Origin of the sequence: Polaribacter sp., from assembly GCF_965656025.1 — a bacterium.
In the GTDB taxonomy this organism is placed as follows: domain Bacteria; phylum Bacteroidota; class Bacteroidia; order Flavobacteriales; family Flavobacteriaceae; genus Polaribacter.
The window spans coordinates 47,507-68,509 of the sequence record NZ_CBFHJT010000002.1; the positions used below are offsets into that span (position 1 = coordinate 47,507).

Below are 21,003 nucleotides of genomic sequence, written 5' to 3' on the forward strand. Positions count from 1 at the left end.
AAAAATGGGATTAATTGGAATGATTTTGGCTGCAGTATTAGTTGCTGTACTCTTAGCTATAGTTATAGTTAAGTTTTTACCTTTAAAATTAAGATGGATAGCATCTTTACTATTGTTATTTTTAGCAATTTTTCTGGGTTATAAAATTTACAATGGTATTATGGAACCTATTAATTTTAACAAGAATAAAGTTAAAAAATATGCTCCAGTTATTAAAAAACTTAAAATTATTAGAGATGCAGAAGTTAAGTTTAACGAAGCTACTGGTAATTACACCGCAGACAAAAATGTTCTAATTAAATTTATAGATTCTGCAAAATTAGCACTTACCAACACTAGAACTATTGTAGAAAAAGTAAATAGAGGTGGTGGTATTATAGATGATGTAGAAGTTAGAGTAACAGATACCATTGGGTATGAACCTGTTTTAAAATACTTTAAAGATAGAGATTATAAAAACATGTTTAAAGTACCTAATACAGACAAAGAGTTTGAATTAGAAACAGGTACTGTAGAAAAAATACCTGGTTTAGTTGTACCTACTTTTAGAGCTAGAACTTCTAAAGAAGACCTTTTGAAAGGTATGAATGAATCTCTAGTAAAACAAGAATTAGAAGCTATAGCAACAGACCAAATTAAAGGTGAGTATGTTTCTGTAGGTTCTTTAGAAGAAGTAACAACAGGTGGAAACTGGCCACCATCATATGATAAAAAAGGTGAAAATAAGGAATAGTAATATCTCTTTAAATAACTCCAAAGAAAATAAATTATCCATCCAATTTAATTTGGATGGATTTTCTTTTTGTATCCACAACCCAAATACAAATGAAGATGTTTATTTTTCTGAATATTCTTTTGTGGAAACACTAAAAACTCCTGAAGAATTATTAGAAAAAATAAAGGGAATCTTTAAAGAAGATACTATTTTACAAAAAGATTTTAATGAGGTGCAAGTAATTCATCAAAACAACTTAAATACATTAGTACCTTCATCATTTTTTAACGAAAATCATTTAAAAACCTATTTGAGTACCAACATAAAAACGCTTGCTACAGATTTTATAACTTTTGATGAAATAAAAACTTTAAGTACACATAATGTTTATATACCATATGTAAATATTAATAATTATTTTTTTCAGCATTTTGGCGAGTTTGAGTACAAACATCATACAACTGCATTTATAGAAAAAATTATAAAACTAAATATTGCTAAAGAACAAACAATGTTTGTAAACGTGTCTAAAAATAGCTTAGACATTTTAGTTATAGAAAATAATAAAATCCTTTTAGCTAATAGTTTTAGCTACAATAGTAAAGAAGATTTTATTTATTATATTTTATTTGTTGCAGAACAACTTAATCTAAATACAAATATGTTTTCTCTTTATTTTACAGGTATCATAACTTTAGAGAGTGATATTTACAAAATAGCGTTTAACTTTATTAGAAATATTTATTTTTTAGAAAGCAACAATCCTATTTTTAATCATTTAAATATTGATAAACATCACAATTATATATTATTAGGCTCATGAGAATAATATCTGGTAAATATAAGTCTAGACGAATACAAGCTCCTAAAAACTTGCCTGTAAGACCTACAACAGACATGGCAAAAGAGTCTTTGTTTAACATTTTAAATAATACTTATTATTTTGATGCTATTTCAGTAATAGATTTATTTTCGGGCACAGGTAATATTAGCTATGAGTTTGCTTCTAGAGGCACTAAAACCATTTATGCTATAGATGCTAATTTTGGATGTATTAAGTTTATCAACAGCACTTCTAAAGTCTTAGATTTAGATATTAATACTTATAAGAGTGATGTCTATAAATTTTTAGAAAAAACAAATTTAAATGCAGATGTTGTTTTTGCAGACCCACCTTATGATTTTGAAACTGAACAATTTTTAAAAATTGTAGACTTAGTTTTTGAAAACAATATTTTAAATGAAGAAGGCGTTTTAATTGTAGAGCACTCTAAACACACAGATTTATCTAAACATGCAAAACATCGTTATGATAAACGTTATGGTGGTAACGTGTTTAGTTTTTTTGATAATAATTTAGAAGAAAACTAACTACAATAAAGAAGTGATGATATCAGAAATGGTAATACCTTCTGCTTCTGCTTTGTAATTCTTAACAATTCTGTGAGAAAGAATTGGTATCGCTACAGCTTTTACATCTTCTATATCTGGTGAATATTTGCCATTAACCGCTGCATGTGCTTTCGCTGCTAAAATTAAATTTTGAGAGGCTCTTGGACCTGCACCCCAATCTAAATAACTTTTTACCATTTCAGTTGCTTGGTTAGATTTTGGTCTGGTTTTCCCCACCAAACTAACAGCATACTCTATCACATTATCTGCAACAGGAATTTTACGAATCAATTTTTGTATTTCTACAATTTCGTTACCATTAAAAATGGCATTTATATTTTGATCTATAATAGATGTAGTACTTTTTACTACTTGTACTTCTTCTGCAAAAGTTGGGTATTCTAAATTGATAGAAAACATAAAACGATCTAACTGTGCTTCTGGTAAAGGGTAAGTACCTTCTTGCTCAATTGGGTTTTGTGTTGCCAAAACAAAAAATGGTAAATCTAATTTATAATGATTTCCAGAAACTGTTACGGAACGTTCTTGCATTGCCTCTAATAATGCAGCTTGTGTTTTAGGTGGAGTTCTGTTTATTTCGTCTGCTAAAATAATGTTAGAAAAAATAGGCCCTTTTATAAACTTAAACTTTCTATTTTCATCTAAAATTTCGCTCCCTAAAATATCTGAAGGCATTAAATCTGGCGTAAATTGTATTCTATTAAAATGCAAACCTAAAGCATCAGAAACCGTATTTACTAAAAGTGTTTTTGCCAAACCTGGCACACCAATTAATAAAGAATGCCCACCACAAAAAATAGATAATAATGTAAAATTTACAGCTTCTTTCTGCCCTATAATAACTTTGCCTATTTCTGTCTTTAGCAAATCAAACTTTGCTACTAATTCATTTACTGCTTTAACGTCTGACATTATTTACTAATTTCTTTTTTCCAGTTCTTTTCAAAAGAACATTTTTTATAATCTTCGCTAATTTTAATGTAGGTGTCTTTTATTTTGTCTTTTGCCCACTTTTCGATGATTTCTTCTTTCTTTTTCTTTAAAGCTAAGTCTTGCACTTTTACATAATCATCTACCAAATCTGCTTTATGAGTATCAGTTTTTTCTCTCATTAAAATAAATTTGTACATTTTTTCTCCTCCTGAAGATTCATCATAAAAAACGTCAGATAATTCCCCTGTTTTAAGCTCGTTAACTCTGGCATACATTGCTGGATCCATTCTTGTTAACTCAAATCGAGATTCTCCTGTATAAGGGTTTAAAATTAAACCATTGTTGTTTTTAGATTGCTTATCATCTGAAAACTTTTTTACAGCTTCTTCAAACGTTAATTTACCAGCTTCTATATCTCTTTTGATTTCTTCTACCTTAAGCTGTATTTCTTTTAGTCTAGCTTCAGGTATTTCTGGTTGCATTAAAATATGAGATACTATTCTTGTATTTCCTTTAATTTCGTGTAGTAAAATAATATGATATCCATAAACTGTTTTAAAAGGCTCAGAAATTTGTCCTTTTTCTAATGAAAAAGAAACCTCTTTAAACTCTTTAATTAAACTAGCTTCTTTAGTCACCATAATTTTACCTCCATTTTGGGTAACACCAGGGTCTTTAGAGTTTATAATCGCTTTTAATCTAAAGCTTGCTCCCTCTAAAACTTCTTGTCTAATTTCATTTAATTTATCTATTACTTTTTTATTTTCTTTTGGCGTTGGTTCTGCATTCATAACCAATTGTGCCAATTCTATTTCTGCAGCAAATTCTGGCAGTTCTCCTTTTTCTTTTAATCCATTGTAATACAAACGAACTTCTTCTGGAGTAACATCTACTTTTTCTGTAATTTTAAGTTGTTCTTTTTCTACTAAAATATTTTCTTTTTGCACATTGTACAATTCTTCTTTTAAATCTGTTAAGTCGTTAAAACCATAAGCTTGTATTACTTTGTCTAAACTACCATATTGTTGTGTGAAAAATTGCACACTTCTCTCTACTCTAGAATTTACTTCTGTATCAGAAACGGTAACACTATCTATAACTGCATGATGAGATAATAGTTTTTGTTGCATTAATTCTTCTAACATTTCACAATTAGAAATGGTTATTTTACCTTCACTTCTAAGTTCTACTTCTTGCTTAAACTTCTCAATATCAGAGTCTAAAACTATATTTTTACCTACAACAACTGCTACGCCATCAATTTTTACTCTTTGTGCATTTATTTGATATACACTTAGTAACATAAATGTGATGATAATAAGTTGCTTAGTATATTTTAAAGTTATTTTTTTCTGTGGCATCTTTTACTATTATTTTTTCTATTTCTCTAATTAGTTCGATTTTACGTTTGTGTAAAATCATTTCTTTTATAGTAGGTTCTATATAACTTAGGGGTGCAATATCGTTTCTATTTAAAACGTCTTTAACAGCGACCAAATATAAACCTAATGAGTCTTGTTTTTGAATGAATTTTGTTTTTTTTAACAAATTTTCTTTAGAAATCGGTAGTTTTAACAAAATCTTGTCTAGCTGCGTCCAAACAGAATCGTTTAATTGGTATTTTTTAAAACTTAATTGCATTTGTTCTAATTGTTCTGCTGCTTCTGTGTCATTAGATTTAAAAAGTTTTATAATTTCTTTTTTATCGTTGATGTTATTATCAAAATGCAAGTATCTTAATTTTAACAACTCCTCATTCAGTTTAAAATTCTCTTTATTAAAGTTATAATAATTTTCTACTTCTTCTGGAGAGATAATGGTATCTAATTGCTGTTTTATGAGCTCTTCTTTGTAGTTATTTATTAAAAGACTCTCTTTATAATCTTGTACAAGTTTGTTTATATTTTCTAAAGCTTCTAAAGAATTATTTTTTTCAGCTTTTTTAATTAAAAGCTTTTTTATTGCCCAATCTTGTATATAACTTTTCACTAGAAGTAAACTGTCTTCTTTTGTTATGGTTTTTGGCAAAATATCTTTTAAATCTTCTCTAAAAAGTTTTTCTGTACCTACAATAGCAACAATTTCTGATGTACTTGCTCGTTTTTCTTGTACCGCAAAATAATCGCAAGAAGCAAATAGTATCACACAAAAAAATATTACTAAAAATCTCATTTATTTTTTATTGTAGTGTTTAATTAGTTTTTTTAATTCTCTTTTACGTATTTTAATTCTACTATTTTTTCTTAAATCTGCAATCCATTTTTCTTCTAAATAGTTTTGGTAATCGTTCATTATCTCACCTTTATTATCTTCTAATTTCTTAGAATTATAGTTAGCTTTATTTTTTTCGAAATAATTTTTTAACCCTAACGTATCTTTTGAAGATTTATTCCAAATTTTTTCTTGCATTAACTCAAACAATAACAAACCATCTTCATATTCTTTTAAGGTATACGCGTATTCAGGCTCTGTGTTTACTAAGTTTTTTTTGTAATATGTTAAAATTTCTTGATTTTTAAACATATCAAACAAAGTAAAAACAGGTTTGTGTCTTCTATTTCTAATGTAATCTATAAACGCTTCTTGTTTTATTTTTTTATTGTTGATAGAAAACAATGTTTCTTGCAAAGAATCTTTAGGAATGGCCCTAATATTTTTTTTATCTAATATTTTTTTAGCAGATTCGTTTTCTACAATTTTGTATGTCTTTTTTAACTTATTAATTACAGCTGTTTCAGACATCTGCATTCTAGCGCTATTTTTAATTTTTTTTCTTAGCTCTTTTTCTAACTCATTAAAAGACTTTATTGGATGCTTTTTTATCAACTTTACAATATGCCAACCAAAACGAGTTTTAAAAGGTTTAGAAAACGAACCCTCATTTTGTAAAGAAAAAGCAGCATCTTCAAAAGGTTTTACCATTCTTCCTGTACCAAACTTACCTAATTTACCTCCTCTATTTTTAGAGCCTCTATCTTCTGAATATTGTTTAGCCAGTTCTTCGAAATTATTATTTATAATTAGTTTATCGTAAACTTCAAATATTTTCTTTTTACCAACATTGGTGGTGTCTAAAATTAAAATGTGTGCTGCTTCTATTTCTCCTTCAGAAGGTTTTAAATCATCAACTTTAACAATATGATACCCAAACTGCGTTCTAAATGGTTTTGACACCTGACCAACTTTTGTATTATAAGCAGCGTCTTCAAAAGGTGCTACCATTTTAAAAGCATCAAAATACCCCAAGTTTCCTTTGTTTCCTTTTCTACCATTTTTTTCGTTATCTCTGGCAGAATTATCTTCGGAAGTTTCTTCTGCTACTTTTTCAAAATCTTCGCCAGCAACTATTCTGTTTCTAATTTTTACAATTTTATTATAAGCTTCTAGAGTATCTTTTGGTCTGGCATCTCTTGCAGTTCTAATTAAAATATGCTTAGCTTTTACTTTATTTTTTGTTCTAAAATAAATGTCTTTTACCATTTTATCAATAAAAGTGGTGTCTTGTAAATAAGGCGCTGCTAACTGATTTTTATAGGTTTCTATTTCTCTTTTATATGAAGGTAATGTATCTAATTTTAGTTGATAAGCTTGCTTTACTTTTAACTTATAGTTGATAAACAATTCTAAGTTTTTAGTTACATCTTTTGCTTCTTCATTGTCAATAGCATCTAAATTTTTTTCGTAGACTCTTTTAAATTCAGCAACTGTGGTTTTGTCTCCATCAATGGTTACTAAGGTTTTAGATTTTTTTTGAGAAAAAACACTAATAGATATTAATAAAGTACAAATAGATAAAATTCTAATTTTCATAAGATTTAATAATTATAAAGATATGATTCCTTTTATTTTTTCAGCTTTTTTGTAATATGAAATAACGGCATCTGAATTTTTTAACTTTAAGATGATCGAAACACTTACATATTTACCTGTTTTAGATTTTTTTGTTTTTATTACTGCACCAGTATTATCAAATAAATCTTCTACCTCAGCAACCTGATTTTCTGTTGTTGGCACTATAAATTTGTACAAATAATCTGCAGGAAACTTTGTGGTGTCTTCTAATTGTACTTTTAATTTGCTATAAAATTCGTCTTTATTACTCATATTAACTATTAAAATTTTTATAAACTATTTACAAATAGCAGGTCACAAAATTACATTAAAAATTAGTTTTATAAAGGGAATGATTTATTTTTGTAACATGCAGCAAAAAATTGTGCTTATTGGTGGCCCAGGAACGGGTAAAACAACCGTAATAAATAATCTTACGAAACGAGGTTTTAATTGTATGCCAGAAATATCTAGAGAGGTTACTTTAGAGGCACAACAAAAAGGAATAGAACAACTTTTTTTAACAGAACCATTATTATTTAGTGAAATGCTTTTAGAAGGTAGAATAAAACAACATAAAAAAGCATCTGAACTACATAGCAATATTGTTTTTTTTGATAGAGGGATACCTGATGTTTTTGCTTATATGGATTATTACAATACCAATTATCCTGATAAATTTAAAGAAAAGAGTAACACCTTTACTTATTCTAAAATTTTTCATTTTGCACCTTGGAAAGAAATACACACTACAGATAACGAGCGTTACGAAACTTTTGAAGAAGCTGTAAAAATTGATAGTTTTTTAACCAAAGCATACAAAGAGTTAGGGTATCAATTAATTAATGTTCCTTTTGGGAGTATTGAAAAACGTACTAATTTCATTCTTAATTCGCTTTCTGGCGAATGAGTTTTCATTTAGAAAAAATATTAGAAAAAAACTGGGGACATCGTACTTTTAGAGCTCCTCAAAAAGAAATAATAACTGCTGTTTTAGACCAAAAAGATGTTATTGTTTTATTACCAACAGGTGGTGGTAAATCTATTTGTTTTCAAATACCAGCTTTGGTTAAAGATGGAGTTTGCATTGTTATTTCTCCACTCATTGCGTTAATGCAAAATCAGGTCGAAAATTTAAAGAAACGCCACATTAAAGCGGTTACCATTCCTTCTGGTAGTAATCAAAATGATATTATTGCTATTTTTGATGCAATCAAATTTGGGAACGTAAAGTTTTTATACATTTCTCCAGAAAGATTGCAGTCTCGTTTAATCCAACAAAAAATAAAAGAATTAAATGTTAATTTAGTTGCCATAGATGAGGCACATTGTATTTCTGAATGGGGCCACGATTTTAGACCGTCTTATAGAAATATAGCGATACTAAAAGAACAATTAGAAAATGTAAATTTTATAGCATTAACAGCTACAGCCAATAAAAAGGTTTTAGAAGATATTGCAAATAATTTACAACTAAACAATCCTGTTACTTTTAAAAAATCATTCTACAGAGAAAATTTAGCTTATCAAATTTTTAAGATAGAAGACAAATTAGAACGGTTAAAACAGATTTTTTACAAAACAAAAACGCCAGCTATTGTTTATGTAAACTCAAGAAAAAAAACGGTAGAATTGTCTAATTTCTTAAACGCAAACCAGTATAAAAGTTCGTATTATCATGCAGGTTTAACAGCGCTAGAAAAACAAACTGCTTTTAACAATTGGCTTTTAGAAAAAACACCCATTATTGTAGCTACAAATGCATTTGGTATGGGTATAGACAAAGCCAATGTTGGTTTGGTAATACATTTTACCTTACCAAGTAATATAGAAAATTATATACAAGAAACAGGAAGAGCTGGTAGAAATGGCAAAAAAGCTTTTGGCGTTCTATTATATAATGAAAATGATATTTTACTGCATAAAGAACAAACAACAAATAGCATACCTTCTATTTCAGAAATTAAAGAAATACATCAAAAATTATATCAAAATTTTAGAATTGCTAAAGGCGAACTTACAGAAACTGTCTACGAATTTAATTTTCAGGAATTTTGTAAAAAATATAAATTTCATCACTTAAAAACAGCAACTACCCTTAATTTATTATCAAATTATGGGATTATCGAACTAGAAAATAATTTTCAAAATAAATCTACATTAACTTTTGTAGGCAGTCATAAAAGTATTTTAAACTTTACCCATCAAAACAAGAAATTAAAAGAATTTGTACATATTGTTTTAAGAACTTATGGAGGTCTCTTTGAAAATGAAATAAAAATTAATGAGTTTTTATTGGCTAAAAAAGCAGGCATTACATCTCTACAAGTAATAAAAAATTTAAAAGATTTAGACACTTTAGGTTTGGTAGCATACCATGCTGTAACTTCTGATACTTTATTAAGCTTTTTAGTACCCAGAGAAGATGACAGAGCAATTAACAGGTATGCTAAGCAAATGCAACATTTTTTAGCGCAAAAAAAAGAAAAAGCCAACGATTTTGTAGACTTTATTACCAATCACAAAACTTGTAGAAGCATACAAATATTGGCGTATTTTAATGAAAAATCAACAATTAATTGTGGTATTTGCGATGTATGTATTTCCAACAAAAAAATGAATTTAAAAGATATTTCAACCCAAATAATAAATCTTCTTGCAAAAGAAGCAACATTATCTTCTAAAGAAATTAGTAACCATTTACAAATTGCAGAAAAAGACATTTTAATACATTTGCAATTATTATTATCTAACGATAAAATCCAAATAAATTTCCAAAACAAATATCATCTAAAAAAATAATTATGAAAGATTTACGTATCATTTTTATGGGTACACCCGATTTTGCTGTAGCCATACTAAAACACTTAGTAGACAATAATTATAATGTAGTAGGTGTTATTACTGCACCAGATAAACCTGCAGGAAGAGGAAGAAAATTAAATGAACCTGCAGTAAAAAAGTTTGCTTTAAAAGAGCATTTACCCATTTTACAACCCACTAATTTAAAAAACGAAGATTTTTTACAAGATTTAAAAAATTTGAATGCAAACTTACAAATAGTAGTTGCGTTTAGAATGTTACCAGAAGTTGTTTGGCAAATGCCAGAATTTGGTACATTTAATCTACATGCATCTTTGTTACCAGAATATAGAGGTGCAGCACCTATACATTGGGCAATTATTAATGGTGAAACTAAAACTGGTGTTACCACTTTTTTTATTGATGATAAAATTGATACTGGAGAAATTTTATTACAAGAATCTATTGTTATATTAAATACAGAAACTGTAGGTACTTTGCATGATAAGTTGATGTTATTAGGTGCAAAATTAGTTGCTAAAACTGTAGACTATATAAAAAATGGTAAGGTAAACACAGAAAAACAGCCAGCTTTAGAACAAAAATCTGCACCAAAACTTAATTCTGAAAACACAAAAATAGATTGGTCTGACAGTTTAGAAAATATTTATAATAAAATTAGAGGTTTAAACCCTTTTCCTTCAGCTTGGTCTGTTATTTATAATAATGACGAAGAAATTACAGTAAAATTATATGCCGTACAAAAAGAAGAAGCTACTCATAATTATAATATAGGTAAAATTATAGCCACCAAAAAAGAACTAAAAGTTGCGGTACCTAAAGGATACATTATTCTAGAAGAAATTAAGCTTTCTGGTAAGAAAAAAATGGATGCAAAAAGTTTACTAAATGGCTATTCTTTTTCTGTTGATGCCAAAATGTTGTAAAGCCTTTATTGATAAGGTTTTTAGCGTTTTTGGTTTTTCAAAGTAAGGTTTATTAACAATTCACATACTTTTATTAACAAAAAGCCTGTTTTTTAGGGGGGTAATTTGCGTAAACCCACAATCCGTCTATATTTGTTAAGCTATTAAGCAACAAAATATTTATTAAACAATTTAAAATTTATTTATTATGAACAAATCAGATTTAATCGACGCAATGGCTGCTGACGCAGGAATTTCTAAAGTAGCAGCAAAAGCAGCTTTAGAATCTTTTACAGGTAACGTAACTTCTTCATTAAAAAAAGGTGATAAAGTTGCTTTAGTTGGTTTTGGTACTTTCTCTGTATCTAACAGAGCTGCAAGAACTGGTAGAAATCCTCAAACAGGAAAAACTATCCAAATTGCTGCTAAAAATGTAGCAAAATTCAAAGCTGGTGCTGGATTAAGCGATGCTGTAAACTAATCTTTTTAGTTTCAGACAATATAAAAACTCTCTTTTTAAAGAGAGTTTTTTTTATTTTAAATTTTTCATATATTTAAAAAACAAAACAAATGTGTATGCTAAAACCTAAAAAAGGCAGATTATTGGTGGCAGAACCCTCTATTTTAAATGATGATGCTTTTAATAGAGCAATAGTTCTTTTAACAGAACACACAGAAAATAATTCGGTGGGTTTTATTTTAAACAAACCTCTTTCTTACAGCATTAACGATTTGTTACCAGAAATAAACTGTTTTTTTAATATCTATCAAGGTGGCCCTGTAGAGCAAGACAATCTTTATTTTGTTCATAGGATACCAGAATTATTAGATAATAGTATAGAGGTTGCTAATGGTGTTTTTTGGGGTGGTAATTTTAAACAACTAAAAAAAATATTAAACGAGGGTTTGTTAGAGGAATCTGACATTCGTTTTTTTCAGGGATATTCTGGTTGGGACAAAAACCAGTTAGAAACAGAATTAAATGAAAACTCTTGGTTTGTAGCAGAAAACGATTTTGAAAATATTTTTTCTAATGATGAAGAAACACTTTGGAAAAACAAACTTCTTCAAAAAGGAGGCACCTACAAGTTATGGGCAAATGCGCCAAGCAACATCAACTTAAATTAATTAGTTCCCTGCAATTTCTAATACTTTTAAATTTGCTGCTAATTTTTTGCTAAAATCAACCGTAAATGTTTTCTTTTTATATTTTGTTACTGGTTGTATACCTATAATTGCATTGGTTATAAAAACTTCGTCTGCTTTTTGAATTTCAAAGGGAGATATTGCAGTTTCTTCTATGGTAAATTCTTTATGTTTTGTTATAATTTCAACTACTTTTTTTCTAACAATCCCCTTTATGCAACCTTCTGCTAAAGCTGGTGTTTTAATAACATTATCTTTTATTACAAAAATATTTCCATTAGTTACCTCTACGACTCCTTTTCTCTCGTTTAATAGAATACAATTATCTAAATCATTCTCATCTGCAAAAATACTTGCCAAAGTATTTAGCATTCTGTTGTTGGTTTTTATGGTTGATAAAAGCCCTGAATAATTGTAAAAATCTTTAAAAACGTCTATATGATAACTGTCTTTAGACTGATAGTTGGTTTGAGAGACTTCTATTAAATAGTCAATTTTATTTGTTTCGGGTGTATAAAAACCACCATCTTTTCTAAACACATTTAAACGTACTCTAAAAGTAGTAGCATTGTCTAAAACTGCTGTTGTTTTTAAAATTTCAGCTTCTAAAAACTCTAAGGTAAATTCCATTGGAATTTTCATACGTAACATTCTCATAGAAGCCATTAATCTAAAATAATGATCTTCCCAAAAAATTATTTTATTGTTGGATACTTTTATAGTTTCAAAAATTCCATCACCGTATTTAAAACCCCTATTATTTGTAGTTAAATTTACATTTTCTTTAAACAATAACTCTCCGTTAAAATTAATCATTCTCCATTATTTTAAAAATGCAAAATTACTATAAATAGATAGATTTTAAGCATAAAAAAACCAGCAATTCTACTGGTTTTAATTTTATATTTATTTGCTTTAAGCACCTATGGTATGCTTTAATTCGTCTATTTGATTTTCCCAAAGTTGTTTAGATTCCTCAACTTCATCTTCATCTTCTGCAAAATCTGTAACAATTAAAGATACATCTTTGGTTAATGAGTCTACTTGTATTCTAATTTCGAAATAGCTTTCATCATCTTCGCTTTCTAACCACTTCCAACGAATTCTTTCATCAGACTTTTTTGAAATTAACTCTGCTTTCTCCTCAGTACCTTCCCAAATAAAACTAAATATTTTACCTCTAGAATTAACTTTATCTGCAAACCATTCTTGCAAATTAGAAGGAGAAGAAATATATTGATAAAGCATGTTTGGTGACGCGTGTACTGGTATTTCTATTTCAAATTTAACTTTTTCCATTATTGATATGTTAAGTTGACAAGATAGGTATTAATTCTATTTAAAAAAAATTAAAAACACTTGTTGCTTATCTCTAAAAAGTAATTATATTTGCACCCGCAAACCAATGGCGAGGTAGCTCAGTTGGTTAGAGCGCAGGATTCATAACCCTGAGGTCGGCAGTTCAAATCTGCTCCTCGCTACAATTTTAAATCATTAAAAAACAACAGTTTAGACCTCTAAACTGTTTTTTTATGCCTTCAATTTACGAATACATTACCCTAAACATTGCAAATGAATACGATTTGGAATACGATTCGGAACACGATTCGATAATTTTAACTCAATTTTCAACACCCAAAATCTATATCGCAAATGGAGACTTATCCAAACGTTGGTACGTTTATTATTCATATAGAAATCCAAAAACTGGAAAACTTGAACGAATGACAAACCTATATGGATAAGTAAACCAATACCATAACAAAGAAGACAGAATAAGCATACTATCTTATTACAAAAAAAAATTATTGCATTTGTTAAAACAAGGCTTCAATCCTTTTGCAAAGAATAGCAAATTTTATGAGGAATTGAGAAATCCTGTTACTCAAAAAAAGAAAGAAAAACCCCAGAAAGAAAAAATTCTATTATCCACAATTAATATTAGCATTAAGGATGCAATAAAAGAAGCCATTAAAGAGAATACGATTCCTACACCTTTACAACAGAATCCAAACAAATTAACAAAAAGAGGCTCAAAAAACACAAAAAAAGCGGTGGCTATAGTTAAGACAGCTACTAAAAAGAAAAATCAAGAAGATATTCCTTACACTAAAGCATTTGATCTTGCATTAAGGTTAAAGGAAAAAGCTGTAAGCAGTAATACTATAAAAGATTATAGAAGAAAAGTAAAACTATTTGTAGCATGGATGGAAAAAACACATCCAACAAAGAAAAATATACGAGAAATTTCCAGAAAAGATTTATTAGATTATTTTAATGAAGTTTTACTAAAAACCAGTGCTAGAAATCGTAATAATTACAGAACAGAACTCGCTAGCATCTTTCAAGTATTAAAAAACAACGAAATTGTTGATAAAAACCACATTCACTCGATTCCTGTTTTAAAGACCAAACCAGAGAGAAACAAAACCTATACTTTAAAAGAACAGCAAAATATTTTTGAATATCTAGAAAAAGAAGACCAACTTTTATTGCTATTCATAAAATTTGTTTCTTTTGGATTCATTAGACCCATTGAGGTTTGTAGATTGAAAATTAAAGACATCAACTTAAAGACTAAGACTATTCAATTTAAGGCAAAAAACAGTACTTTAAAAACTAAAATGATCCCTAATATTTTGCTGAATGATTTACCTGACTTATCTAAGTTAGACCAAGAGTCTTTTTTGTTTACTCCTCATAAAATAGGCGGGTTTTAGAACGCCAATGAAACTAACAGAAGAGATCACTTTTCAAAACGATTTAGAAGTGTTGTAAAAGACCATTTTAAATTAAATCAAGATTATGGGGTTTATAGTTTTAGACATACTTTTATCTCAAAATTATATAGAAAACTTCGAGAAAAAACTTCTCCTTTTGAAGCTAAAAGTAATTTAATGCTTATTACAGGACATAGTTCCATGACTTCTTTAGAAAAGTATTTGAGAGAAATTGATGCTGAGTTGCCAGAAGATTATTCTAAATTGTTTAGGTAGAGAGTATGGAAATAAACATAAGTGAAATTATTTGAGATTAAACATTTCAAAATTACTCGATGCTCTAAATACAAAACTCTATCTATAAATTTCAATATACTCTAGAATATAATTATAAAACTGATAACGTTTATTTGTACTTAAAACAATCTTAACTGTTAAACGTCTAATTCTAAATTTATTAAAAACCCAATATAACTCCATGAAAAATTATAAGAGAAAAAGAGAAATAAAAAAATGCATTGTTTTAAATAATTTTAAAAATAATAAATTAAAAGCTAGTTTTTTATTAATTCGGTTTCTAATTCTTCTAAAGATTTTCCTTTAGTTTCTGGTAAAATTTTAATCATAATAAAAAAACCTAACAAAGCAATAGCACCAAAAATAAAGAAAGTTAACGCATTACCAAAATTAGATAGTTCCCAAGGAAAAATTAATTGTACTACAGAACTAATTAGCGAATTTACAAAAGCAATAACACCAATTGCCAAACCTCTATATTTTAAAGGATAGAGTTCAGAAAGCAAAACCCACATTACTGGTCCTAAAGAAAAGGCAAAACATGCAATAAAGCCTAAAATACCAACTAATACAATCGTAGCATTTATCTGGGTAGCTATTTCTAAAATAGCGCCATCATTTTTACTGTAAACTTTATTTCCTAAAATAGATTTTAATTCATTTTTAAAATCAACATCATTGTTGTATAATTTGTTTATTAATGGTGTTAAAAGAGTTACTTCTTTAAAATCTAATTTTTTAATACCTTCAGGTGTTATTTTATATTTTGCTTGATTAAAACCATAAGCGCAAAGCAACAAACTTATTGCTATTCCTACTGTACCAAACAACAGTAATGGTCTTCTTCCCATCTTATCTATCAAATACATAGATATAATTGTAAAAATAACCGTAATTGTACTTAATAAAATACCAGATGAAAATGCTGCATCTGTTCCTATACCAGTTTGTTTAAAAATAGTTGTAGCATAAAAATACACGGCATTAATACCTGTTATTTGTTGCAAGATGCCAACAATTAAACCAACACTAAAAATAAAGATTAAAGAGGGTTTAAATAACTGAATAAAGGAAACTTTTGTTTTAACTTGCTTACCTTCTAAGCTTTTTTCTATTGATTTTATCTCTTCTTGAGCTTTATCATTACCATGTATCTGTTTTAAAACATTTTTTGCATTTTCATATTTATTATTAAGATATAACCAACGTGGACTTTTAGGTACAAGAAACATACAAAAGAAGTAGAGCAAAGCTGGAAGTAATTCAACTCCTAACATCCACCTCCAAACGGTTTTATCCGTTAAAAAAGCACTTCCAGATGAATTGTATTTATTAAAGAAATAATTGCTTAAAAAAGCAGCAAAAAAACCAAGCACAATGTTTAATTGTTGCATAGAAACTAACTTACCTCTATTTTCTGATGTGGCTATTTCTGCAATATACATAGGTGCTAAAACCAAAGCTGAACCAAAGGCTAAGCCACCAATCATTCTGGCAATATAAAGCATTTCATAAGATGTTGCTAGGGCAGAAAAAATGGCAGAAATCGCATACAGCAAAGCAACTATAATAAGAATTTTTTTTCTACCTATTTTATCACTTAGTCTACCAGAAAAAAGCATCGCAATCATTGCTGCAAAAGAGGGAGAACTTACCACCCAACCCGATTGAATATCGTCTAAATTAAATTCTGGACTTGCAAAATTCATCACTCCAGAAATAATACCTGCATCAAATCCGAAAAGAAATCCTCCTAAGGAAACTACAAAGGCGATTAGTGTTAATTTTTTGGTCATAAAAGTGGTTTTAGTTGATTACAGTAGTTTGAATTGAATGCGGTAGAATTTTTAATATTGATGTTTTTAAATCAATTGTAATTGAATAGTCTAAAGTCTTATTAGAAGTATTCATAGCTATAATTACAATGCTATTATTTTTATTTTTAAAGGCTGTAGAAATAATACTATTAGAACTTGTAACACTGCTAATTCTTTTTGCGCCTGGTCTTATAAATTTAGAAAAATGACCTATGTAATAAAATGAGTTTGTAAAGTTTAATTCGCCTGTTTGCGAGTTACCGTGAACTGGTGAAAAACATAAATTTCCTACATGATTTGGACCTCCTGTTTCATCCAAAAGAATGTTCCAATCTGTCCAAGCAACAGTGCCATTATTAAAATCTTTAATCATTGATTTCCCATATCTTTCTGCTAATTTTGGATCTTCATTTTCTAATCTTTTCACATCATATCCTTCGTTACACCCTTCCGTAAATATCAATTTTTTATCAGGATATGCTTCATTTAACCTAGCTACATTATCAAACATTGGGTTATCATCTTTCCAATCTTCATACCAATGAAAACCTGTTCCCCAAACATATTTAGCGGCTTCAGGATCATTTAAAATTGTACTTGCTCTTTGATATAATAAATCTCTATTATGATCCCAAACTATTATTTTTTTATCTCCTAAACCTTCATTTTTTAGAGTAGGACCTAAATAATTTTTTAAAAAATCGCGCTCTTCTTCTGCCGTATAAATACATGATTCCCAACGTTGAACTGCCATTGGTTCATTTTGGATAGAAAGTCCCCAAATAGGAATTCCTTCCTTTTCGTAGGCTTTTATAAATTTAGCGTAATAATTTGCCCAAGGTTGATAAAATTCTTCCTTTAGTTTACCTCCTCTTAACATATTATTATTCGTTTTCATAAATGCTGGAGGACTCCAAGGGCTTGCATACATAGTTAAGTTACCACCTGCTGCTTTTATTGCTTTTTTTGTAAACGGAATTCTATATTTTTTATCATGAGCTATAGAAAAAGTTTTGAGTTCTTTATCACCTTCCTCTATATAAGTATAACTTCCTGACGAAAAATCGCAACTATGAATAATGGTTCTTGCCAAAGAATAGCCAATCCCTTTTTCGATATCAAAATAGGCTTCTAAAAATAATTGTTGGTTTTCTTTTGTTAATTTATAAAAGGTTTCAGCGGAAGCATCTGTTAAGGCAGCTCCTATACCAACAAATTCTTGAAACTCGTTTTTAGGATCTACTACTATATCAATTTCAGTTTCTAAAGGTTGTTTAAAGTCTAAAAATAAAATGGTGTCTGTTAGCGCAAGTTTTAATTTTGAGTTATGAGCTGTTGTATAGACTTTTGCTTGTGTTCTAGTTATATCAAAAGAGACCTGTTCTTTGTTAAATTCTTTTTGATTATTATTTTTTGATTCTTTACATTGATAAAAACCAAAAGAAAGAAATAGCACGCATAAATATAAGACTTGTTTTTTAAAACTTTCTTTCATCTTTTTACTCTTTTAAAATTAAAATGTATTGACAACTATTTTCTATTTTTTTAATTGTTTTTATAAGTTAAACCAAAACCGAAATCAAAAAGTGGTTTTTTTGATTTATCCCAAAAATTAACTCCATATTTTCCGTTAAAATCTTCTACCGATTTTGGCCATGAATGAGGCAATTTCCCTTTAAAATCATAATCACCAAAAAGAACTTCTGCAACTCCATCTCCTTCTGAACCAGGTAACCAAGCCGCAATAAAAGCATCAGATAAATTGATTTGTTTAGTAGCTACTAAAGGTCTTCCAGAAATTAAGATCACAACAGTTTTAACACCTTTTTCAGTAAATTTTGCTACATATTTTTGATGTTTTTTACTTAGAGTAAGTTTACGATCTCCTTTTCCATCAGTTATATCTCCAAACATTTCTGCATAAGGTGTTTCTCCTACTACAATGATAGCTATATCTGCATCAAAATGATTTCCTTCAGCTTCTTTATCATAAATCACATCTGCATTGGTATTAGCCTTTATACCATCTAAAATGGTGGTTGCTCTTTTATAATTTTCTCTTGTACCTTGCCAAGCCATTGTCCAACCTCCAGATTGTAACCCTGTATTATTGGCATGTTCACCTACCACAACTATTTTTTTAACTTCTTGACTTATTGGTAGAGTAGCCTTTTCATTTTTTAATAACACAAGAGACTCTCTTACAGCTTGCCTTGCTTTATTTCGATGATTTTGACTGCCAATTTTAGATATTAAAGAACGTTTTGGGTATGGGTTTTCAAATAAACCAAGTCTAAATTTTTGTCTTAAAATTCTTTTTACTGCATCGTTAATTCTATCCATAGAAACCGAATCATTTGCTACTGCATTTTTTAATCCATTTTGAAATATTTCTAAATCACCATCAACAGTCATTACCATATCTACACCTGCGTTAATTATATCATTTTTACCAAACCTAGAATATCCTTTCCAGTCAGATATGACAATTCCATCAAAACCCATACTTTTCTTCAAAGTATCATTAATTAAAACTTTATGAGCATGCATTGGTATATCTTTAAGTGTGTTAAAAGAAGTCATTACTGCACCAACTTTAGCTTTAACAGCCGCTTTGTAAGGTGGTAATAATTTTTCTGCAACTTCTTTCATAGTTAATGATGTATTTCCTCCTTCTATACCAAAATCTGTTGCTCCATCACCAATAAAATGTTTGGCTGTTGCCATTACCGTTAGACTGTCTTTTAAATTTCCTTGAAGACCTTCTATTGAAGCTTTTGCCATTTTTGTTGTTAATGCTGTGTTTTCTGAAAACGCTTCATATACCCTACCCCACTTTTCGTTATAAGGAATAGCAACACAGGGAGAAAATGTCCAATTAAAACCTGTTGCTTGAACTTCTAAGGCTGTAATGTGAGCCACTTCTTTTACCAAAGTCGTATTTTGGGTTGCTCCTAAACCAATATTATGTGGGAAAATAGTTGCACCTTGAAAGGTATTTTGACCATGAACTGCATCTACACCAAATAATAATGGAATTCCTAAACGTGTAGACAAGGCTTTCTCTTGTAAAGCTTTAAATCTGTCTTGCCATCCTAAGGCATCTTTTCCTGGATTAGGACCTTGAGTATGTATAACAGATCCAATAAACTTTGTAGCAATATCATCATCAGAATTCATATCTGCAAAATGTCTTACTTGAGACATTTGTCCTATTTTTTCATCTAAGGTCATTAAAACCAATAACGAATCAACTTTGTTTTCAATTATTATATTCTCATTCAAAAAAGTTTTTTTCTTACATCCTTTTAAAAATGAAATCAAAAAAACAATTAATAGCAAGTAATATTTAGTATCTATCTTTGATTTAAACATAATTTTTTAATATTAATATTTACTTTTGGAAAGCGAACAACTATAAAGAAAAATTATTTTTTATTTATATTCGTGTTTTACCCAATCAACTTCCATTACCCATTCTGAATCTTTCATAGGAGAATCTGTAATTTTCGCAAAATTTAAAATAGCAAACATTGGCTCCGGGTAATTATCCCCTTGACCAACATTTCTGTAAATTTCTTTGTTATCAACTCGATAAACCAAATCACTACCTTCCCATTCAACAGAATATTCATGATATTCATTTAGAGTAACATCAAAACCTTTTCGCAAGCTCCACCAATCACCTTTGTCACATTCTTCTAAACTTTTAATAGCGCCTGCTGTGAAATGATCTTTTTGATGATCTCCATGATGTTCAAAAATATCTATCTCACCAGAACCTGTTAAAGGCCAACAAATAGATTCATTATCTTCTTGTACTGGCGATTCATTATTTTGCGCTCCTAAAATCCACCAAGCAGGAAACATACTTGGCTCTCCATTGCTTCCTAATTTTAATCTTGCAGTCCATTTACCTTTAATGAATTCTTTTTTGTTTTTTGACGCAATACGACCTGCTACATATTTAGTTTCCGGATGTTTTTTTCCATGTTTATCTAAATTATCACAATCGTATTTTTTATCAAGTTTTACCACTTTTAATTTTAAGGTACCTTTACTTACTTCTCTAGTTCCAAATTCACCATCTGGAACGTAGCAATGCGTTTCATTATTTACCCAAATACGTTGGTCTTGCCAGTTATCTGAATTAAATGAATCAAAATTGTCTAGAAAATCTACTTTCCATTTGCTAGATTTTTCTTTTTGCTTTTCTTTAGTTTTACAAGCTAAAACTAAAGTTCCTATTAAGATTAAATTTATTATATATTTTTTTTTCATTATTGTTTTTTAATTAGCTGTCTTATAAAATTTTTATTAAAAAAACAACCTTATATTATCCAAGTATTTCATTTAAATTCTTTCGAAAATTATCATCTTGATAGTATACAATTTACTTGAAA

Annotated in this window: 20 protein-coding genes and 1 tRNA gene; 10 read left to right on the forward strand and 11 right to left on the reverse strand. The window is 28.7% G+C overall.

Annotated elements, in window-relative coordinates; all coding sequences use genetic code 11:
- Positions 1 to 4: 4 nt before the first annotated feature.
- Genes ACTG3S_RS00655 through rsmD form a run of 3 tightly spaced genes read left to right on the forward strand, consistent with a single transcriptional unit; the run spans position 5 to position 2,086 of the window.
- Positions 5 to 733, forward strand: a complete 729-nt coding sequence (locus tag ACTG3S_RS00655; RefSeq protein WP_439127447.1) for a hypothetical protein — start codon at positions 5 to 7, stop codon at positions 731 to 733.
- A complete protein-coding gene (locus ACTG3S_RS00660; RefSeq protein WP_439127448.1) occupies positions 717 to 1,538 on the forward strand; it encodes a DUF3822 family protein in 822 nt (273 codons plus the stop codon). Before ACTG3S_RS00655 ends, ACTG3S_RS00660 begins: the two co-directional genes overlap by 17 nt.
- A complete protein-coding gene (gene rsmD, locus ACTG3S_RS00665) occupies positions 1,535 to 2,086 on the forward strand; it encodes a 16S rRNA (guanine(966)-N(2))-methyltransferase RsmD (RefSeq protein ID WP_439127449.1) in 552 nt (183 codons plus the stop codon). The genes ACTG3S_RS00660 and rsmD overlap by 4 nt, the downstream gene beginning before the upstream one ends.
- Here rsmD and ACTG3S_RS00670 read toward each other — a convergent pair whose 3' ends face one another.
- Genes ACTG3S_RS00670 through ACTG3S_RS00690 form a run of 5 tightly spaced genes read right to left on the reverse strand, consistent with a single transcriptional unit; the run spans position 2,087 to position 7,165 of the window.
- Positions 2,087 to 3,040, reverse strand: a complete 954-nt coding sequence (locus ACTG3S_RS00670; protein WP_439127450.1) for an AAA family ATPase — start codon at positions 3,038 to 3,040, stop codon at positions 2,087 to 2,089.
- On the reverse strand, positions 3,040 to 4,422 hold the full coding sequence (locus ACTG3S_RS00675) for a peptidylprolyl isomerase (RefSeq protein ID WP_439127451.1): 1,383 nt from the start codon (positions 4,420 to 4,422) through the stop codon (positions 3,040 to 3,042). The genes ACTG3S_RS00670 and ACTG3S_RS00675 overlap by 1 nt, the downstream gene beginning before the upstream one ends.
- Positions 4,388 to 5,233, reverse strand: coding sequence for a hypothetical protein (locus ACTG3S_RS00680; protein WP_439127452.1), 846 nt, complete (start codon positions 5,231 to 5,233; stop codon positions 4,388 to 4,390). The genes ACTG3S_RS00675 and ACTG3S_RS00680 overlap by 35 nt, the downstream gene beginning before the upstream one ends.
- Positions 5,234 to 6,871, reverse strand: a complete 1,638-nt coding sequence (locus tag ACTG3S_RS00685) for a peptidylprolyl isomerase (RefSeq protein WP_439127453.1) — start codon at positions 6,869 to 6,871, stop codon at positions 5,234 to 5,236. It lies immediately after the preceding gene.
- Positions 6,872 to 6,883: 12 nt separating this feature from the next.
- Positions 6,884 to 7,165 (reverse strand): DUF493 family protein, encoded by a 282-nt coding sequence (locus ACTG3S_RS00690; protein ID WP_439127454.1) that lies wholly within the window; start codon positions 7,163 to 7,165, stop codon positions 6,884 to 6,886.
- Between the two features lie 97 nt (positions 7,166 to 7,262).
- Between ACTG3S_RS00690 and ACTG3S_RS00695 the strand changes: the two genes are divergently transcribed.
- The 5 genes from ACTG3S_RS00695 (at position 7,263) to ACTG3S_RS00715 (ending at position 11,748) form a co-directional block, all read left to right on the forward strand.
- Positions 7,263 to 7,802, forward strand: a complete 540-nt coding sequence (locus tag ACTG3S_RS00695) for an AAA family ATPase (protein WP_439127455.1) — start codon at positions 7,263 to 7,265, stop codon at positions 7,800 to 7,802.
- Positions 7,799 to 9,694, forward strand: a complete 1,896-nt coding sequence (locus tag ACTG3S_RS00700; RefSeq protein ID WP_439127456.1) for a RecQ family ATP-dependent DNA helicase — start codon at positions 7,799 to 7,801, stop codon at positions 9,692 to 9,694. Before ACTG3S_RS00695 ends, ACTG3S_RS00700 begins: the two co-directional genes overlap by 4 nt.
- Before the next feature lie 2 nt (positions 9,695 to 9,696).
- Positions 9,697 to 10,641: a methionyl-tRNA formyltransferase gene (gene fmt / locus ACTG3S_RS00705; protein ID WP_439127457.1), complete on the forward strand. Its 945-nt coding sequence runs from the start codon at positions 9,697 to 9,699 to the stop codon at positions 10,639 to 10,641.
- Between the two features lie 187 nt (positions 10,642 to 10,828).
- Positions 10,829 to 11,101, forward strand: a complete 273-nt coding sequence (locus ACTG3S_RS00710; RefSeq protein WP_439127458.1) for an HU family DNA-binding protein — start codon at positions 10,829 to 10,831, stop codon at positions 11,099 to 11,101.
- 89 nt (positions 11,102 to 11,190) lie between these two features.
- Complete coding sequence (locus tag ACTG3S_RS00715) at positions 11,191 to 11,748, forward strand: YqgE/AlgH family protein (RefSeq protein ID WP_439127459.1); 558 nt, start codon at positions 11,191 to 11,193, stop codon at positions 11,746 to 11,748.
- Here ACTG3S_RS00715 and ACTG3S_RS00720 read toward each other — a convergent pair whose 3' ends face one another.
- A complete protein-coding gene (locus tag ACTG3S_RS00720) occupies positions 11,749 to 12,582 on the reverse strand; it encodes an aminotransferase class IV (protein ID WP_439127460.1) in 834 nt (277 codons plus the stop codon).
- A gap of 99 nt (positions 12,583 to 12,681) precedes the next feature.
- On the reverse strand, positions 12,682 to 13,065 hold the full coding sequence (locus ACTG3S_RS00725) for an START-like domain-containing protein (protein WP_439127461.1): 384 nt from the start codon (positions 13,063 to 13,065) through the stop codon (positions 12,682 to 12,684).
- 108 nt (positions 13,066 to 13,173) lie between these two features.
- Between ACTG3S_RS00725 and ACTG3S_RS00730 the strand changes: the two genes are divergently transcribed.
- Positions 13,174 to 13,247: transfer RNA gene (locus ACTG3S_RS00730), tRNA-Met, on the forward strand.
- Between the two features lie 333 nt (positions 13,248 to 13,580).
- Positions 13,581 to 14,486 carry a tyrosine-type recombinase/integrase gene (locus tag ACTG3S_RS00735; RefSeq protein ID WP_439127462.1) on the forward strand — a complete coding sequence of 302 codons (906 nt, stop codon included), beginning with the start codon at positions 13,581 to 13,583 and terminating at the stop codon, positions 14,484 to 14,486.
- Positions 14,487 to 15,040: 554 nt separating this feature from the next.
- Here ACTG3S_RS00735 and ACTG3S_RS00740 read toward each other — a convergent pair.
- The 4 genes from ACTG3S_RS00740 to ACTG3S_RS00755 form a co-directional block, all read right to left on the reverse strand.
- Positions 15,041 to 16,579, reverse strand: coding sequence for a sugar porter family MFS transporter (locus ACTG3S_RS00740; protein ID WP_439127463.1), 1,539 nt, complete (start codon positions 16,577 to 16,579; stop codon positions 15,041 to 15,043).
- A gap of 10 nt (positions 16,580 to 16,589) precedes the next feature.
- Complete coding sequence (locus ACTG3S_RS00745) at positions 16,590 to 18,095, reverse strand: glycoside hydrolase family 30 protein (protein WP_439127464.1); 1,506 nt, start codon at positions 18,093 to 18,095, stop codon at positions 16,590 to 16,592.
- A 50-nt stretch (positions 18,096 to 18,145) separates the two neighbouring features.
- Positions 18,146 to 19,885 (reverse strand): glycoside hydrolase family 3 protein, encoded by a 1,740-nt coding sequence (locus ACTG3S_RS00750; protein ID WP_439127465.1) that lies wholly within the window; start codon positions 19,883 to 19,885, stop codon positions 18,146 to 18,148.
- A gap of 150 nt (positions 19,886 to 20,035) precedes the next feature.
- The gene (locus ACTG3S_RS00755) at positions 20,036 to 20,881 is read right to left on the reverse strand and encodes a glycoside hydrolase family 16 protein (protein WP_439127466.1); all 846 of its coding nucleotides are present in this window, start codon (positions 20,879 to 20,881) and stop codon (positions 20,036 to 20,038) included.
- Positions 20,882 to 21,003 lie beyond the last annotated feature (122 nt).

Bases quoted from the DNA above. Each gene is read 5' to 3' on its own strand.
- ACTG3S_RS00655 (WP_439127447.1), top strand. From the start codon at position 5: ATGGGATTAATTGGAATGATTTTGGCTGCAGTATTAGTTGCTGTACTC.
- rsmD (WP_439127449.1), top strand. From the start codon at position 1,535: ATGAGAATAATATCTGGTAAATATAAGTCTAGACGAATACAAGCTCCT.
- ACTG3S_RS00670 (WP_439127450.1), bottom strand. From the start codon at position 3,040: ATGTCAGACGTTAAAGCAGTAAATGAATTAGTAGCAAAGTTTGATTTG.
- ACTG3S_RS00675 (WP_439127451.1), bottom strand. From the start codon at position 4,422: ATGCCACAGAAAAAAATAACTTTAAAATATACTAAGCAACTTATTATC.
- ACTG3S_RS00680 (WP_439127452.1), bottom strand. From the start codon at position 5,233: ATGAGATTTTTAGTAATATTTTTTTGTGTGATACTATTTGCTTCTTGC.
- ACTG3S_RS00685 (WP_439127453.1), bottom strand. From the start codon at position 6,871: ATGAAAATTAGAATTTTATCTATTTGTACTTTATTAATATCTATTAGT.
- ACTG3S_RS00690 (WP_439127454.1), bottom strand. From the start codon at position 7,165: ATGAGTAATAAAGACGAATTTTATAGCAAATTAAAAGTACAATTAGAA.
- ACTG3S_RS00695 (WP_439127455.1), top strand. From the start codon at position 7,263: ATGCAGCAAAAAATTGTGCTTATTGGTGGCCCAGGAACGGGTAAAACA.
- ACTG3S_RS00700 (WP_439127456.1), top strand. From the start codon at position 7,799: ATGAGTTTTCATTTAGAAAAAATATTAGAAAAAAACTGGGGACATCGT.
- fmt (WP_439127457.1), top strand. From the start codon at position 9,697: ATGAAAGATTTACGTATCATTTTTATGGGTACACCCGATTTTGCTGTA.
- ACTG3S_RS00710 (WP_439127458.1), top strand. From the start codon at position 10,829: ATGAACAAATCAGATTTAATCGACGCAATGGCTGCTGACGCAGGAATT.
- ACTG3S_RS00715 (WP_439127459.1), top strand. From the start codon at position 11,191: ATGTGTATGCTAAAACCTAAAAAAGGCAGATTATTGGTGGCAGAACCC.
- ACTG3S_RS00720 (WP_439127460.1), bottom strand. From the start codon at position 12,582: ATGATTAATTTTAACGGAGAGTTATTGTTTAAAGAAAATGTAAATTTA.
- ACTG3S_RS00725 (WP_439127461.1), bottom strand. From the start codon at position 13,065: ATGGAAAAAGTTAAATTTGAAATAGAAATACCAGTACACGCGTCACCA.
- ACTG3S_RS00740 (WP_439127463.1), bottom strand. From the start codon at position 16,579: ATGACCAAAAAATTAACACTAATCGCCTTTGTAGTTTCCTTAGGAGGA.
- ACTG3S_RS00745 (WP_439127464.1), bottom strand. From the start codon at position 18,095: ATGAAAGAAAGTTTTAAAAAACAAGTCTTATATTTATGCGTGCTATTT.
- ACTG3S_RS00755 (WP_439127466.1), bottom strand. From the start codon at position 20,881: ATGAAAAAAAAATATATAATAAATTTAATCTTAATAGGAACTTTAGTT.